This window comes from Yersinia proxima (assembly GCF_902170785.1).
GTDB lineage: Bacteria > Pseudomonadota > Gammaproteobacteria > Enterobacterales > Enterobacteriaceae > Yersinia > Yersinia proxima.
Window position 1 is genome coordinate 47,080 of record NZ_CABHYG010000022.1, and the last position, 16,316, is coordinate 63,395.

Consider the following 16,316-nt stretch of genomic DNA (forward strand, 5'->3'; position numbering starts at 1 on the left):
AATTCCTTATAAAAAACTACAAGACTAAATTATTCATTTCCAACATCGGCTGGAATATAGACAATACGATAAGAAATATAAATACCGCCATAAACAACATTATTATCGGCTCTAGTAATATCATAAGAACATTTATCTGATGTAATAATTCCTGTTCTTGAGACTCAGCTATTTTATCTAGAATAAATTCCAATCTTCCACTACGTTCGCCGGATGAAATCATATGTAAAACCATAGGAGGAAATATATTACCATTAGCCAATGATGATGAAACACTCCCCCCTTCACTAACTAATCTTGTGGCAACCTCTAATTTAGACTTAACATATAAATTAGTAACTACTGAACAACTGATCTCCATAGCTTTGATCAAATCAATACCATTAGATGCTAAAATAAACATCATTCTTATATATCGGGATATATTAAGGTTAAATATTAACTTACCAAATATCGGTAATTTCAGGCAATAAAAACCAAGAAATATATTTATCTTTTTTATTTTTGACACGCGAAACAGGATAGTAAATGAGATAACAAATATCGTAATCATTAAAAAAAAATATTCTTCTAACCAATTACTAGTCAATATAAGAATTCTTGTTGATAACGGTAGTGATTTATCATAAAGAATGAACTGCTCAATTATGTTTGGGATAACAATCACTAACAATATAATTACAATACATATAGATATTATAATGAGAACAACAGGATATATTAATGATTGAATTATCTTGCTTTTTATCTTATATACTTGTTCAATATGTTCTGCAAGATTAGATAAGGCTAAATCTAAATGACCAGATACTTCACCGACGGCGACCATAGTTCTGTATAGTGAGCTAAAAAAAAATGGGAACTGTGAGAGTGAATCTGATAATGAGTGCCCCTCTTGAACTCTTTTTCTTACCTCGTAAATTACATTATTAATATTACGATTTCCATTTTGTTTTTCGATTAACTCCAGCGCTTCATTCAATGGAATTGAGGAACTCACTAAAATAGACATCTGACGGGTAATTAACACAAGATTCTTATTACTGACAAATCTGTAAATTTTAAACCACCGTGAAAATATGCTCCTTTGCTTCATTTTTATTTTTAGTAAAAACAACTTTCTTTGATAAAGAGTATTTCTAGCTAAAAACACACTCTCAGCTTCTACACTACCTTTTATTTTCACTCCATCGCGATTGATAGCTAAATAATTAAATACAGGCATGCTTATCCTCTAAGTTCACTCTCATGACTTCTTCTATTGATGTGTAACCAGAAATAACTTTATCAATCCCATCTTGCATTATTGTCTTTGATTTCTTTTCAACCATTTTACTTAAATCAAGTTCACTTTTTCCCTTATAAATACCTTCACGTAAGCTGTTATCTATAATGAGTAGCTCATGTAAAGCAATTCTCCCACGATAACCTGTCGTGTTGCATTTATTGCATCCTACGGCGCGATATCCATATCCTTTCATAGAGGTATTCCCGCTAAAAATTAATTCTTTTAGTACACCCTGTGGGTGAGTATGTTGTTGCCTACATTTGATACATAATCGACGAACCAAACGTTGAGACAAAACAGCTAATAAAGAACTTGATAACATAAATGGTTCAACACCCATATCCTTAAGTCTGGTTACTGCACCAATAGCGCTGTTTGCATGTAATGTTGATAAAACCAGATGTCCTGTCAACGACGCTTGTACTGCAATTTGTGCCGTTTCCATATCTCGTATTTCACCAATAAGAATAACATCAGGGTCCTGCCGGAGTATTGCTCTTAAACTGCGTGAAAAAGTCATATTAATCTTTGGATTTACCTGAGTTTGAGAGATTCCTTCGATATCAAATTCAATAGGATCTTCTACAGTCATTATATTTCTTTCGTGGGCATCTATTCCCATCAGAGCAGCATAAAGTGTAGTACTTTTACCCGCGCCAGTAGGGCCAACAATTAATATGATTCCATGAGGTTTAAGCACAAGCCCCTTCATAAAATTACAGTTTTTGGATGACATTCCTAAAGACTCTAAGTCTAGTTTAAGGCTGTTTTTATCTAATAACCTCATAACAACACGCTCTCCGTGATTTACAGGTAACACCGATACCCGAACATCTAAAGCTCTCCCAGCTAGATTCAGCGCTATCCGACCATCTTGTGGAACACGTTTTTCTGCAATATCCAGTTTTGCCATAATCTTAATCCGCGATATTAATAATAGCGCGACTCTAGGTTGTAGCTCTAATATATTCTTTAATACACCATCAATACGAAACCTTATAATAATTTTTTCACCAAAAGACTCTATATGTATATCTGATGCTAACTCTTTAATAGCCTCAGCTAAGATTGTATTTATCAGTTTTATTACCGGGGCCTCATTATTACAATCTAGCAAGTCCTCACTAACTGAAATTTCACCACTAAACGTGTAAATCGCTATTTCATCACTTATATCACTCATTATTTCATGTGATTGCAATGAACTATTTTGATATACAGCAGCAAGGAAATTATCAAACTCATCATCAGTGACAAATTCTAGCCCAATAGGTCGATTACCGACTCTGTTTCCCTCAAGTATTGCATCAAGAGATGCTGAGTATCGACAGATGAGTTGGTAACCTTGCTCGACAGGTAATAGAATCACACCATTATCCCGTGCCCAGCCAAACGTTAATGGTAGCAATTCTATTTTATTTCCCGTCATATAGCCTCCCTGCCGTTTCATAAAAATTAATTACATCACTTCGGAGAGAACTAATAGAGCTATGCTTTATTTTATCTGATAATACTTCAATAGGTTCATTTATATCAGAATTAGCTGAATACAAGTTATTATGCTCAATATATTTATCTGTTGTCACTTGGTTATAGTCACTAGCCTCTCTAAGTATTGTTGGCCGGATAAATAGAATAAGATTACTTTTTTCTATTTTTTCTTTGCTCTGTCTAAACAAACCACCAATCAAAGGTATATCTCCTAAGAATGGTATTTTATTTATTATTTTATTAAGTTTTTTATCTAATAATCCACCGACGACTACTGTTTCTCCACTTTTTACTAAAACTGCATTATTGACAACCCTTTTGTTAAAAACCGAACCTAAGTTATTAGCATTAACATCAGAGCTATCGGCCACACTTGATACCTCTTGTCTGATTTCCAATAAAACCGAATCTCCTTTATTTATCTGTGGTTTAACCTTCAACATAACACCAACTGATTGCCGAGAAATCGAGTTATATACCTTGTCTGTTGATGTAGTTTGTGTTGATGTAAGAACGGGAACCTCTTGACCAACATTAAATTCAGCCTCCATATTATCCAACGTAACAATACTCGGCGTTGCCAGAATATTATTATTTGAATTAGTTGCTAATGCTGTAAAAAGGCCATCCCAATTACCTTTGTAAAAACCGGCAGTTAACCCAGCCATCACCATTGGTATATTTTTTTTATGATTATTACTTTCTCTTATCTCTTCTGATTTTTGTATAAAATTAGCTCCACCATGATATTTATTAGCCCATTGGATACCAAGATTTAATCCTTCTCCATTTTGAGTTTCAACTATAATTGCTTCAACCAAAACTTGTGCACGTCTAACATCTAATTTATCTATGACTTGTTCTAATTCTTTCATTACTTTGGGATTGGCAGTAATAACTAAAGCATTTGTCTGGTCATATGCTTTGATCGCCGTATTTTTGCTATTATTCTTTCCTGTCATTTTTTTCAAATTTTCATGATTTACTTCGAAGCTAACACTATTTAATACGTCTAATAATTTAGAGGCTTGAGCATATTTCATATAAAAAACCTTAGTATTCCCTTGACTATCTTTCTGCCTATCGAGCCTTTCTATCATTTGAATAGCTTTCTTCCTGGTATGGCGATCACCACTCACTAAAATAGTATTAGTTCTGTCATCAGCAATGGCGTTTCCTGTAGTAATAGACTCTTGTCTACCGCTATTTACTGGGTTAATTACCTGATTAACTAATTTGATCATATCTGCAGCAACGGCATGATTCAGTTGATAGAGTTCAACGCCTATATCTCCAGGTTGGTCTAATATTTTTATAATATTATATAATCTGTTAACTATCGCAGCACGCCCAGTCATTAATATGACATTTGAAGGGTCATAATGGATGATATTACCTGATTCAGAATTATCATTCAGTTGGCGGAGTAACGGTGCTAGATTTTTCGCCGAAATATGTTTAAGTTTAAAAACCCGATTAATAAGCTCGTCACCATGGGATTCTTCTGCATTCTTTTGCAAAGCAACGACTAAATTCTTTGCTCGTTTTACAGGCATGACTTTTAAAATATCATTAGGCATTTCAACTACTGTATAGCCATAAACATCAAGGACATTCAAAAAAAATTGATAATACTTTTCTTCATCTAATAACTCATAACTGCGGACACTGACTAACCCATGAACTTTAGGATCGATAATTATAGTTTTATTAATGTTTTTACTGACAGTATTGATAAACTCTTTAATATCTGCGTCCCTAAAAGAGGCAGAAAAGTTTGCACTATATATCTCCATAGGTAAAATGGCAGTAAGAATTATGATTCTGAAAAATATTGTATTGAAATATTTAAGCATTGAGATTAGATTAACTACTCTTACATACATTAATAATTGATTATAGCTGCGCATCCCTCCCCCCCCAATTACTTGCGATAATTATTCATAATATCATTAATGAATAATATGATTTATTTTCACTTATTATAACTTTATCTTTTAAGATTTTAATAATAGTGGAATTATCTATTTTATCACCAATAGAGTATAGGTTTTGTTTCCCATTCAACTCTAAAATTGCAATAGAGCTAGATTCTTCAGTATACTCAAGCACACCAACTAACTTTATAATTCCAGTATAAGATGGGGAGTTAATAATATCAGTTTTATTTTTTAAAATTTTCAAATTATTTTTATCATTAAAATTCTCTTTAAATACACTTCTATTTTTAATTTCATTTATCATTTTTAACTTATTGTTTTTATGCCATGCGTTACTTTCTTCATATAATACTGGAATTATCCTTTTTTGTTTTCCTGTTATTATATTGTAGCCAATTATTATTTGATAAAAGATGCATATTGTAATAACCCCACCAAGAAGATACACCCTTCTATTAACTAATAATTTATAGGGTGCTATAGATATTCTATTAAGAACAGACAACACCCTACCCTCTCAAACCATAATAAATAAAATATAAAAAAGATAGAATAACCGTCTGTATTTAATAGCCAGTAAATCTATCTTTCATCTTATCAGATTCCATTGCACTCAATATTCCTGAATCTAACCTTAATCCATATCTGTTTATAGTTTTAACAATCCCATCAGGAATGCCAGCATTCTTCAAATGTACGCGAAATTTATGTATCAATTGATGATAGTTATTATCTGAAATGCTTTTGTGGTTTTCATACCAAACAACTTTAATAATATCTTGTTTTCTATTCACATCATTAAACAAACACATGACCAATCTCTTTTGCTTCTCATTAATATCTATGGTTAATTTTCTAGAGTGGAAATGTATTTTGTTCATACAACAATCCAGTGATATCTCTTTTTCATAGTCAATCACTCCCTTTCCATTAATATCAATGAACTTACTACCAGAAACAACAGAGACTGTATCAACATACATAAATAACCCCTACAAATATATTCACTCAGTTAATATAAATAAATCACACTACAGATGTGATAAGAGAACTAGTGATTAGTATCGCGTTTACTTAATGAATAAAACAAATCAAATTATATTTTTTAATTATATTTAATAAAAACACACACATATAATGAGGACATAAAGATAATAATTATAGCGTGTGGGAATAGATTGTAATAATGTATTCTGTGATACAATTAAACAACCTAACCTATATGAGGTATATATTTTATTTATAATACCTATCTCTTGTTTATACATTGAGTAATGCCACACGTAATCACAGAGTTAACATACAATAATAATTAAAAAACTCAAGGAATAAATATTATTTAATAATATTAAATCAAGTTATTTACCAATAACACATAATAATAACATTGTACGTTCTACTTACTGTAGTTTATAATATACACTCCATTGTATTATAATATATAAATATCTCTTGCTCTGATTACAATCCATTCTCACACGAGTTTTCCTTTAGTCATATAAGCACAAAATTTAATTACCACCAAGGGTGTTATGACAATAAAAAAGATAATAGGATAGACAAATCAATATGAATTTTAAATTTAACACTATCTATTCCCCTTGATATAGTCCAAGGGGAATAGAAAAATACAAATGATTACATGAAGAATTCGACCTTACCACCATTTAGATTATACATGCTACCGACTATTTTTATTTTCCCTTCTTTCTCTAATTTATTAATTATTTCACTATTTTTACGTATCTCATCAATAGTGTGCTTCACATTACTTTTCGCGACCGCATCGACATATTTTTCGTTCTTCCCGCTCTTCTCGCCATCAAATTGAGTTGCCTCAATAGCTGGTTTGATTTTATTAAGTAGGCCAGTCAAATTACCAAGTTCAACATCATCGATAGCCCCTTTTACTGCCCCACAAGCCGTGTGTCCCATAACCAAAATGACTTTTGCACCTGCTGCAGCACAAGCAAACTCCAGGCTACCTAACAAGTCATCATTAGAAATGTTACCGGCAATTCGGGCATTAAATGTTTCGCCAATACCCGTATCGAAAATAATTTCCGCAGGCGCTCGGGAATCAATACAACTCAATATAACAGCTGCGGGGAATTGTCCCTCTGCACTACTGCGTTTTTGTGCGAGATAATCGTGTTGCTGCATCTTTCCAGAAACAAATCTTGTATTACCTTGCTTCAAACTTTCCACTATCTGCTCAGGGGTTAATTTATCTCGCTCTTCTCGCGTCAGAGACGCGGCATACGATACTTGAGGTAACCCTAGTCCAATCCCACCAATAACACTCGCAGCAGTGATTCCTAAAGCTGCTTTTAGCACGCTCCTTCGGCTATTTGGATGACTATCTTCTGAACAACAACCCGTTATCTTACTCATACACTCTCCTTGAAACTATTGTTGCCATTTTCAATACTGCATAATTAATGAGCAGCATATTAAATGTAGTACATCCATCTTGCTTTACGCGATAGTCAAAATATAGATTGTGTAAAATCAGCCATTTCTCGATTTTCTAATAATCTACGTTATAAACTGCTATTAAGTTCTCGATGATGATCCCTCATCCACTGCGCCAGGGAGTCCAGTGTTGGCTTTAATGTTTTTCCCAATGCCGTAATTTCATATTCAACCCGGGGTGGTACTTCGGCATAGATCTTGCGATGAACCAACCCACGTTGCTCGAAAGCACGTAGCTGGCGGGTCAGTTCTTTTTGAGTAATAAGGGTAATCGCCCGCTGTAGCTCACCAAATCGAATAGGTGCGTCAGTGACTATCAAACGATAGAGAATAGGTATTGCCCACTTCCCAGCAATAAGTTCAACAAATTGCACCATCGGGCACTTTTCTTGCTCGATGGTGCTATCAGGTATCGATTTATTTTTAGGTGTCAGAGGCTGATATGCTGTCATTACATTCCTGTTGCATCATTAGTATCAAATTGGAACCTACTATACTTTAGATACTTTTGTATTAAAAATGGTCTTTCACGGCTATCAATTGGAAAGATCACTATGGATCGTTTAAAAGATAAATATGCACTAATTACCGGGGGGACAAGTGGCATTGGGTTGGAGACGGCACGGCAGTTCCTGACCGAGGGGGCGACAGTTGCCATTACAGGCCGAAGTGAAACAGCATTGCAGGCAGCACGCAATGAACTCGGAGAGCGTGTTTTACTGCTAAAAAGTGACGCCAGTAATGTCGCAGATCAATCGCTATTGGCCGCTAAACTAGCTGAAAACTGGCCACGTCTGGATATCGTTTACATCAATGCTGGTGATGTGACTCATAATCCAATAGAAGAATGGGATGAATCTAGCTTTGAACGGGTGCTCTCAACCAATCTGAAGGGCCCTTTTTTCCTGTTACAATCATTGCTTCCCCTGCTGGCTAACCCTGCCTCCGTCATTCTTTGCGGTTCGGCAAGCGCCCATATTGGTTTACCGCAAAGTAGTGTTTATGCCGCCAGCAAAGCGGGGTTACTGTCGCTTGCTCGAACACTGTCAGGGGAGTGGGCAGAAAGAGGAATTCGGGTTAATGGATTAAGTCCCGGGCCGACACAGACTCCTGCATTACAAAAACTGGGGTTATCGGGTAGTGAAGAAGAAAAACTGACTGAGCAAATTCGTCAATTAGTGCCGATTAAAAGAATGGGTACACCGGCTGAAATTGCTCACGCGGCGGTATTTCTGGCTTCAGATGAATCCAGTTTTGTCGTCGGGACAGAATTTCGAATCGATGGTGGTGTGAGTAGCCTTTAATCGATATCCGCTGTGTGCGGTCTATTTAGAGGCAACACGGGTTGGGCCAGCAACCCGTGTTCACTTTGTTAAGATGTTTGAACAAAACGATCAAGTTGCCTGCGCAATTGGTCGTTCTCTTTCTTTAACTGCTCAATTCGCTCAAGCAGAGTCAAGGTCATAGCCACTCCAGACCAGTCCAAATCCAACTCATGTTGCAAGCGCCGGGCGCGTTTAAGGTTGTTTAATGCATCCGCATCAAACACCCAAACCGTGGCCTCGGGTTCTAATGGCATAATTACACCTAACCCTACAACCTCGACCAATTCATCTTGCATGATCCCCGTTGACTGGCATAACTCAGTCACAGTGTAGGTTATCTCTATTTCAGCCATAATCTGTTACTCCCATCCAGTCCGAGGATTAAATGCCGCCTGCTCTGACAATTGTTGCCAAAGCGCCCGCGTTTTCTCGTCTGGTTTCGGTGGCATAACCACTTTGAGGATGGCGTACAGATCGCCCGTTCCTTTTTTACTGACCAGACCTTTGCCTTTAATGCGCAAACGCTGCCCACTTTGGCTACCTGCTGGGATAGTTAAAGCAATTTTCCCCGTCAGTGTCGGAACCTCGACACTGGCCCCCAATGCCGCTTCCCACGGGGCTAACGGCACCACTATTTGTAAATTCTGCCCATCAATATCAAACAATGGGTGCGGAGCAATGCGAATGATCAGGAATAAATCACCATTGGCTCCACCTGCAATACCCGGTGCTCCCTGCCCTTTAAGACGAATGCGTTCGCCATCCCCCACACCGGCAGGAATTTTTACTTTCAATGTCTTAGAGGTTTCAGCACCAGGGAAGCCCGATGCATCAATGGTCGGGATCTTGTAAGAGATAGAACGTGTTTGTTCAGTTAATGTTTCTTCTAAAAAGATGGGTAATTCCATCTCAAGATCCTGTCCACGCACCCCATGAGATGCCCGACGAGATGAGTGTTGAGCTGAAGAAGCGCGGTTACCAAAGAAGGATTCGAAAAAGTCCGAGAAGTCATGAGCGCCGCCACCAGCACTGCTGTGCCACTGTTGACCACCAGTATTGTATTGATCAAACTGATGTTGGCCAAACCCTGGGTCATTACGGTGCAATCTTAATTGATCATATTCAGCTCGCCGCTCGGTATCCTTTAATACTTCGTAAGCCTCAGCAACTTCTTTAAATTTACTTTCAGCATCATCTTCTGAACTGACATCCGGGTGATACTTACGTGCCAGCCTGCGATAGGCTGTTTTAATCTCTTTTAGGGAAGCCGTGGGCTCGACACCCATCACGGCATAATAGTCTTTGAATTCCATGCGGTAATATCCTTAAATTCATTACTTGATTAGGTATATCCCCATCAGACTTAGATAAAACTTATTTATGTCTATTTTCAATTTTTTCAACCCCATCAAGTGGGTAAACCTAATAGTAAACTATAGCGCTAACTGTCTACTTGTGGGCTATCAGTGTCTATTGGTAGCGGCATATTCACCCTATAAGCATTACAAATCATATAACTGATCTGAGCACTTATTCTCCGCAGGCAAGATTCTTTTCTGATTAATTTGCTTTACCGAAGAGCGAAGCACTAATTTGCCTTGCAGGAGGGTATTACTGATAGGGGCGTCGGGCCGCAATAAACGCCGTTGCAATAACTGGATAGCTTCCGCTCCCAGCTCGTCACGCGGAACATGCACTGCCGTCAGCGGAACATCATGAATTTCGGCCAAATTAAAACCGTCCATGCTCATGACTGAAACTCTTCCCGGTACGTTTATATTCAATTTATTCAGCGCATTAACGGCGCCCACAGCCATATAATCGCCCCCTGCCAGAATAGCCGTAGGCAGTTGGTTGTTATCTTCACAACCTGCAATAAATGTGGCGATCGCCTGCTCGGATTCCGCTGCGCCGAAACCGTGAGTGGTCACCAGATGTTGGTTATCATCAAAATGCATATTATTGTTGGCGAAGGCCTCTTTAATCCCTACCAGCCGCAGTTCCATAGTGTTACGGCGTAAACATTGCAATGTCAAAATTCGCCGATGCCCTTGCTGTATCAGATAGTTGGCAGAAAATTCGCCAATCGATTGATGGTCAGGAGAAACACTGTCCAATGACATTTCTTTGTCACGGCAATTAATCAAGACCGACGGTTTATGCACCCCCGCTGCTAATGCATGAATACGCGGGTCATCGATACCAATAATGATGGCTGCTTCCGTCAGAGGTGTGGTCATTTTCTCCAGAAATAGGGAGATATCGCTGTGCGTTTCAGACAATCCGCAATAGCGAATCATCACCTCATGTTGACTGACGGCTTCAGTTATTCCCTGAATGACTTTGTAGTAAAAGATATCAGTACGCACATCAAACGCCCGGTGTGGCGCAAAGACCATAATGTTATTGAGCATTAAGCGCCCGCTGGATAAATTCTGCAAAATTCCCTGCGACTGCGCATAGGCCATCACCCGCTGTTTTGCCTTCACGCTGGTATTCGCTTTACCGGCTAATACTCTGGATACTGTGCTAATTGAAAGGCCAGTCTGATTAGCTATTTCTTGTATTTTTAGCTTTCCATTCATTTTGTGATCTCTCTCAAATTAGCAAATGAAAAAATTTTCATGGCCGGTAAATAGCTTATTCAGGGCATTACAAAATATAAATGCTGAAATATCACTCAGCTTATGAAAACTTTTTCAAAAAAATGCGTATTAAAGCCAATTTAAGCTAGCTACCTTGTTTTGGTAAACCAATTTTTAAAACTTATCAGTCCGGTTATTTTTGATTAAATATAATAATACTAAGAATATCAAATGATTGTATTTTATTAGCCAAATTTAGTGTGATTAATATCACATTAAAACTCAGCGTAATCTTAATAACCAAAAATGGATCTTACCAAAAAAATAAGTTGGTCAGGTTAATTTGCTACTGACCAACACCAGGAGGCTGGGATGAGTGTTGAGATTAATCAATCCGCTAAAGTTGTCGGGCGACGGAAAATAAAATCATTGCGCTGGTGGATGCTGGCGCTATTTCTACTCGGGGTCACTGTTAACTATATTACCCGTAACTCACTGGGCATTTTAGCCCCGGAGTTAAAAACCAGCCTGAATATGACCACTGAGCAATATTCATGGATAGTGGCATCATTCCAGTTGGCTTACACCGTATTTCAGCCGCTTTGTGGCTGGTTAATTGATGTTATTGGTTTAAAAATGGGGTTTCTGATTTGCGCCAGTGTTTGGGCCGTGGTGTGCATGATGCACGCCGGAGCAGGCACCTGGTTCCAATTAGCCGTATTGCGCTTCTTTATGGGCAGTGCCGAAGCTGCGGCCACACCGGCCAACGCCAAAGCGATTTCTGACTGGTTCCCAAAAAAGGAGCGCCCTATTGCGGCGGGCTGGGCTGGCGTGGGCTTCTCCATTGGCGCGATGTTAGCACCACCCATTATCGTGCTGGCTCATGTGGCACTCGGCTGGCAAGGCGCATTTCTCTTCTCCGGTGCCTTAGCCATGGTTTGGGTGCTGTTATGGTGGCGCTTTTACCATTCACCGGATACTCACCCCAATCTGAGTAAAGAAGAGTTTGAACTGATTCATCAGGATAATGAGCCAGTATTGCCACGACTGCCATTCCTTAAATCGTTAGCTATCCTTAGCAAAAATAAGAAATTTTACGGCATTGCTATTCCCGCATTTCTGGCAGAACCCGCCTGGGCCGTGTTTAGCTTCTGGGTTCCGCTGTATTTGGCGACCGAGCGCGGTATGGACTTAAAACAAATCGCCATGTTTGCCTGGTTGCCTTTCCTCGCGGCAGATATCGGCAGTGTTGCCAGCGGCTACTTAACCAAACTCTATCAAAAATGGTTCGGTTGCAGCCGCATTAACTCGGTGGTCGCCAGTTCAGTCACCGGTGCCTTTATGATGGTTTCACTGGCCTTTGTGGCCATCACTAAAGACCCGTATCTGGCGATTGCATTGATCTCTATTGGCGGCTTTGGTCATCAGGTTATCTCCTGCATGCTCAGTGCATTAGTCGTTGAATCTTTTGATAAAAACCAGGTTGCTACTGTCAACGGGCTACGAGGTTCTTCAGCCTGGATAGCCAGTTTCCTGTTTACTTTATTGATTGGCGCTGTGTCCGACACCATCGGCTTCAACCCACTATTTATCGCCATGGGCTTCTTCGATTTGATTGGTGCCGTGTTCCTGGTTTCCCTGTTTGCTGAGCGCCGCAATAAAAATCAACCGGCCGCCTGATGTATTCCTTTAAGAGATGAGCTGTAATGAAAACATTAAAAAACTGGTTGTTAATCAATGAATACCCCGACCATCTGGAACTGCTGGTCGATGACCGTCATATATTTTGTCTGTATGTGTTAGAACCAAGCCTCTGCCGGGTGCTGATTAAACGCAATGGCGAACTGGCACTGAATCGCACCTGGAGCATAGCACCAGAGGGTGACGTTCCGTGGTCAGGGCGTGATCGCCTGAGCTTAGCGGGCTTTTCTGTGCCGGGCTATCAGTTGGAGCACCATGAAGAGAAGTTAATGGTGACCACTGACTGTTTGCGCATCACCATTCATCAACCGTTGTACTTGGAATGGGAATATAAAAATCAGCACGGTGAATGGCAGCCACTGGCGGCAGACAGGCCAACCAGCGCTTATCTTCTCAGCCCGCAGGGAGAAGCGATTGCTCACTATCAGCGCCGCTATCCCAATGAGCAGTATTATGGGCTGGGTGAGAAAGCTGGCGATCTTAACCGCGCGGGTCGCCGTTTTGAAATGCGCAATCTGGATGCGATGGGCTATAACGCCGCCAGTACTGATCCGCTCTACAAGCACATTCCTTTCACTATCACCCGTCGTGATGATGTTAGCTTTGGTCTGTTTTATGACAATCTCAGCAGTTGCTGGTTGGACTTAGGTAACGAGATTGATAACTACCATCTGGCCTATCGGCGTTATCAGGCCGAAGCTGGCGACCTTGATTACTATATGTTTCTCGGCCCGAAAGTGCTGGATGTAACGAAAGCCTTTGTGCGCCTGACCGGTAAAACGCAATTTGGCCCCAAATGGAGCCTCGGCTACAGTGGCTCCACCATGCATTACACCGATGCCCCCGATGCTCAGGTGCAGTTACAAAAGTTCATTACTTTATGTCAGCAGCATGATATTCCGTGTGACTCATTCCAGCTTTCGTCCGGCTATACCTCCATCAACAATAAGCGCTATGTGTTTAACTGGAATGACGAAAAAGTGCCGCAGCCAAAGGTAATGAGCCAGGCATTCCTGCAAGCCGGTATCAAATTAGCCGCGAATATCAAACCTTGTTTATTGCAAGATCACCCAAAATATCAAGAGGTTGCCGAGCGAGGACTCTTTATTCGCGATGGTGAAAGTGGGCTGCCTGAGCGCTCGTCATTTTGGGATGACGAAGGCTCTCACCTTGATTTTACTAACCCAGAAACCGTGGATTGGTGGCAGGAAAATGTCACTAAACAACTGTTAGAACTGGGAATTGGTTCAACCTGGAATGACAATAACGAATACGAAGTGTGGGATGGCGAAGCGCAATGCAATGGATTCGGTGAAGCTATTGCCATCAAACACATCAGACCGGTGATGCCTTTGCTGATGATGCGCGCCTCAATGGAGGCTCAACAGACATTTGCACCAGAAATGCGTCCATATCTGATATCACGCTCTGGTTGTGCCGGAATGCAGCGTTACGCCCAAACCTGGAGTGGCGATAACCGCACCAGTTGGCAAACCCTGCGCTATAACATCCGCATGGGGCTGGGTATGAGTCTGTCCGGGCTCTATAACCTCGGTCACGATGTGGGTGGTTTTTCCGGCGATAAACCAGAAGCAGAATTATTTATTCGCTGGGTACAAAACGGCGTAATGCATCCACGGTTTACCATTCACTCATGGAATGACGATAACACCGTCAATGAGCCATGGATGTACCCCGCTGCCACACCAATGATTCGCGATGCAATGGTATTGCGCTATCGACTATTACCTTATTTTTACACCTTGCAATGGCAAGCGACCCATGATGATGAGCCGATGTTACGCCCAACTTTCCTCGATCATGAGCACGATAGCTGCACATTTAAGGAAAATGACGATTTTATGTTGGGTCGTGATTTGCTGGTCGCCAGTGTGGTGGAACCGGGCCAGCGCCAACGTCAGGTCTATCTGCCGGATAATCATGTGGGTTGGTACTGTTTCCATACCGGCCAATGGTATAGCGGCGGGCAAACCATTGTTTTAGATGCGCCCCTCGAGCGCCTGCCTCTGTTGGTGCGCGCCGGTGCGGCACTGCCGCTGTCTCGACGTATTGCTTTCGTGAATGCCGAGCAAGATACCCAACGTGAACTGGCGCTTTATCCCACCAAAGGGGGCGGCCAATCCAGTGGGATGCTGTTTGAAGATGATGGTGAGAGCCACCGTTGGCAGCAAGGGGCAGCATTGTGGTTGAGCTGGCAAGTGACGACCGATAATCACCGCATTGATATCACTTTTGAACGCACGGGGAGCTATCAACCCGCCTGGCATGAACTGACCATTAACCTGCCAGAACATGAACATCGTGAGTTGTACATCAATGGCATTGCCAGCCGTCAATTGCAATTAAATCAGCTCAACTAGTGCATTGATTGGTAGGGAAATACAGTAGCGGGTTCTATTTCAGAACCCGTTTATTTCTCACATCAATCACTAATTGATTAGCGTAAGAGTTTTAATGCACCCGTCAATGAACGCACCCACTTCTCCGGCCCAACCAATCCCAAACCGTCCAATTGCTCATCAGCTAGCGAACGTAATGGAAATGCCGCTTCGTAATCTTGAAAACTGTGCATCGAGCGCGCAAATGCAGGAAAAGGCACAATCGCCCGCTCATGAGTGGCCGCTAAAGCCTTCAGCAAGACATCCCTCATCTGCGTAGTATTTGCCTGCAAAATAGGTACTGGCAATTTTGAGCTAACATCAATTTCTTGCCCCGCTAAATCGGATAATGCCGTCCCTGCCAATTGCGGAAATTTTGCCGCCAGACCAATCCCCACCGCACTGGTGGTATTAGCAATCAAGCCAACCGGAAGTTCAGGATTAACAATAATTGCGATACGTATTTGTTCTGCCATAGCCATGCCCTTTCGCCAATAATGATGTGCAAAAGATCATATCTCTCCCGTGTGGGTAAGTGCTTTCTTTTATCAGCTTCATTCAGCTAATATCGGTAAAACATACCCAAACAAAATAATAATCAGGTAGAAAATGCCATCATCATTAATAACATCGGCAGATATCAAAATTCTCAAGCAATTACAGCACGCTGGCCGGATGACTAACCAAGAGTTGGCCGATAAAGTGGGGATGGCAACTTCTCCGTGTTGGCGGCGGGTGAAGCAACTTGAAGAAAGCGGCATTATTACCGGCTATCAGGCCAATATTGATCGCCGGAAAATAGGTTTGGGGATTTTAGCCTTTATTCGGGTGAAAATTGACAGCCACAGTGAGGAAGAAGCGAAGTTGTTTGAAATGCAGGTTGGGGCGCTAAAACCGGTGATCGCTTGCTATGCCGTCGCAGGGGATGCCGACTTCCTGCTACAAGTGGTTGCCGAAGACCTCGACAGTTTCTCCACCTTCGCGATGTCGGTTATCCGCCGACTTTCGGGGATTAAAGAGATGCAAACAACATTCGTCCTGCGCGAAGTAAAACCGCTGGATCATTTGCCGCTGGAATAAATCACACTAAAAGGTGCCAACCGATGCTTTTT

The 16,316-nt window shown here is 40.7% G+C and carries 15 protein-coding genes; 4 read left to right on the forward strand and 11 right to left on the reverse strand.

Annotation, left to right across the window (positions count from 1 at the left end; translation table 11 throughout):
• Nucleotides 1-16: 16 nt before the first annotated feature.
• From FTB31_RS20305 to FTB31_RS20335, 7 genes are all read right to left on the reverse strand, one after another.
• Nucleotides 17-1,225, reverse strand: coding sequence for a type II secretion system F family protein (locus tag FTB31_RS20305; protein WP_077175332.1), 1,209 nt, complete (start codon nucleotides 1,223-1,225; stop codon nucleotides 17-19).
• Nucleotides 1,212-2,717: a type II secretion system ATPase GspE gene (gene gspE / locus FTB31_RS20310; RefSeq protein ID WP_077295505.1), complete on the reverse strand. Its 1,506-nt coding sequence runs from the start codon at nucleotides 2,715-2,717 to the stop codon at nucleotides 1,212-1,214. The genes FTB31_RS20305 and gspE overlap by 14 nt, the downstream gene beginning before the upstream one ends.
• Nucleotides 2,704-4,665 (reverse strand): type II secretion system secretin GspD, encoded by a 1,962-nt coding sequence (gene gspD, locus FTB31_RS20315; protein ID WP_227731753.1) that lies wholly within the window; start codon nucleotides 4,663-4,665, stop codon nucleotides 2,704-2,706. Before gspD ends, gspE begins: the two co-directional genes overlap by 14 nt.
• Before the next feature lie 55 nt (nucleotides 4,666-4,720).
• Nucleotides 4,721-5,227: a type II secretion system protein N gene (locus FTB31_RS20320; protein ID WP_227731730.1), complete on the reverse strand. Its 507-nt coding sequence runs from the start codon at nucleotides 5,225-5,227 to the stop codon at nucleotides 4,721-4,723.
• Nucleotides 5,228-5,285: 58 nt separating this feature from the next.
• Nucleotides 5,286-5,702 (reverse strand): winged helix-turn-helix domain-containing protein, encoded by a 417-nt coding sequence (locus FTB31_RS20325; protein ID WP_050078830.1) that lies wholly within the window; start codon nucleotides 5,700-5,702, stop codon nucleotides 5,286-5,288.
• 655 nt (nucleotides 5,703-6,357) lie between these two features.
• The gene (locus FTB31_RS20330; protein ID WP_077175329.1) at nucleotides 6,358-7,113 is read right to left on the reverse strand and encodes a carbonic anhydrase; all 756 of its coding nucleotides are present in this window, start codon (nucleotides 7,111-7,113) and stop codon (nucleotides 6,358-6,360) included.
• Nucleotides 7,114-7,262: 149 nt separating this feature from the next.
• Nucleotides 7,263-7,646 carry a winged helix-turn-helix transcriptional regulator gene (locus tag FTB31_RS20335; RefSeq protein ID WP_077295509.1) on the reverse strand — a complete coding sequence of 128 codons (384 nt, stop codon included), beginning with the start codon at nucleotides 7,644-7,646 and terminating at the stop codon, nucleotides 7,263-7,265.
• A gap of 102 nt (nucleotides 7,647-7,748) precedes the next feature.
• On the opposite strand from FTB31_RS20335, the gene FTB31_RS20340 reads away from it, so the two are divergent.
• Entirely contained in the window at nucleotides 7,749-8,498 is a 750-nt protein-coding gene (locus FTB31_RS20340) for an SDR family oxidoreductase (RefSeq protein WP_077175327.1), read from the forward strand.
• A gap of 68 nt (nucleotides 8,499-8,566) precedes the next feature.
• On the opposite strand, the gene cbpM is transcribed toward FTB31_RS20340, so the two are convergent.
• The 3 genes from cbpM to FTB31_RS20355 all read right to left on the reverse strand — a co-directional run bounded on the left by cbpM (nucleotide 8,567) and on the right by FTB31_RS20355 (nucleotide 11,104).
• Nucleotides 8,567-8,872, reverse strand: a complete 306-nt coding sequence (gene cbpM / locus FTB31_RS20345) for a chaperone modulator CbpM (RefSeq protein ID WP_005165131.1) — start codon at nucleotides 8,870-8,872, stop codon at nucleotides 8,567-8,569.
• Between the two features lie 6 nt (nucleotides 8,873-8,878).
• Nucleotides 8,879-9,832: a curved DNA-binding protein gene (gene cbpA, locus FTB31_RS20350; protein ID WP_050078834.1), complete on the reverse strand. Its 954-nt coding sequence runs from the start codon at nucleotides 9,830-9,832 to the stop codon at nucleotides 8,879-8,881.
• A gap of 189 nt (nucleotides 9,833-10,021) precedes the next feature.
• The gene (locus FTB31_RS20355) at nucleotides 10,022-11,104 is read right to left on the reverse strand and encodes a LacI family DNA-binding transcriptional regulator (RefSeq protein ID WP_227722105.1); all 1,083 of its coding nucleotides are present in this window, start codon (nucleotides 11,102-11,104) and stop codon (nucleotides 10,022-10,024) included.
• Between the two features lie 372 nt (nucleotides 11,105-11,476).
• On the opposite strand from FTB31_RS20355, the gene FTB31_RS20360 reads away from it, so the two are divergent.
• Together FTB31_RS20360 and FTB31_RS20365 are read left to right on the forward strand one after the other, a co-directional pair.
• Nucleotides 11,477-12,784 (forward strand): MFS transporter, encoded by a 1,308-nt coding sequence (locus FTB31_RS20360; RefSeq protein WP_013649350.1) that lies wholly within the window; start codon nucleotides 11,477-11,479, stop codon nucleotides 12,782-12,784.
• Between the two features lie 26 nt (nucleotides 12,785-12,810).
• Nucleotides 12,811-15,186 carry a glycoside hydrolase family 31 protein gene (locus tag FTB31_RS20365; protein ID WP_227731731.1) on the forward strand — a complete coding sequence of 792 codons (2,376 nt, stop codon included), beginning with the start codon at nucleotides 12,811-12,813 and terminating at the stop codon, nucleotides 15,184-15,186.
• A gap of 77 nt (nucleotides 15,187-15,263) precedes the next feature.
• On the opposite strand, the gene FTB31_RS20370 is transcribed toward FTB31_RS20365, so the two are convergent.
• On the reverse strand, nucleotides 15,264-15,686 hold the full coding sequence (locus FTB31_RS20370; protein ID WP_175628109.1) for a DUF2000 domain-containing protein: 423 nt from the start codon (nucleotides 15,684-15,686) through the stop codon (nucleotides 15,264-15,266).
• A 127-nt stretch (nucleotides 15,687-15,813) separates the two neighbouring features.
• On the opposite strand from FTB31_RS20370, the gene FTB31_RS20375 reads away from it, so the two are divergent.
• The gene (locus tag FTB31_RS20375; RefSeq protein ID WP_050078839.1) at nucleotides 15,814-16,284 is read left to right on the forward strand and encodes an Lrp/AsnC family transcriptional regulator; all 471 of its coding nucleotides are present in this window, start codon (nucleotides 15,814-15,816) and stop codon (nucleotides 16,282-16,284) included.
• The last annotated feature ends 32 nt before the right edge of the window (nucleotides 16,285-16,316 follow it).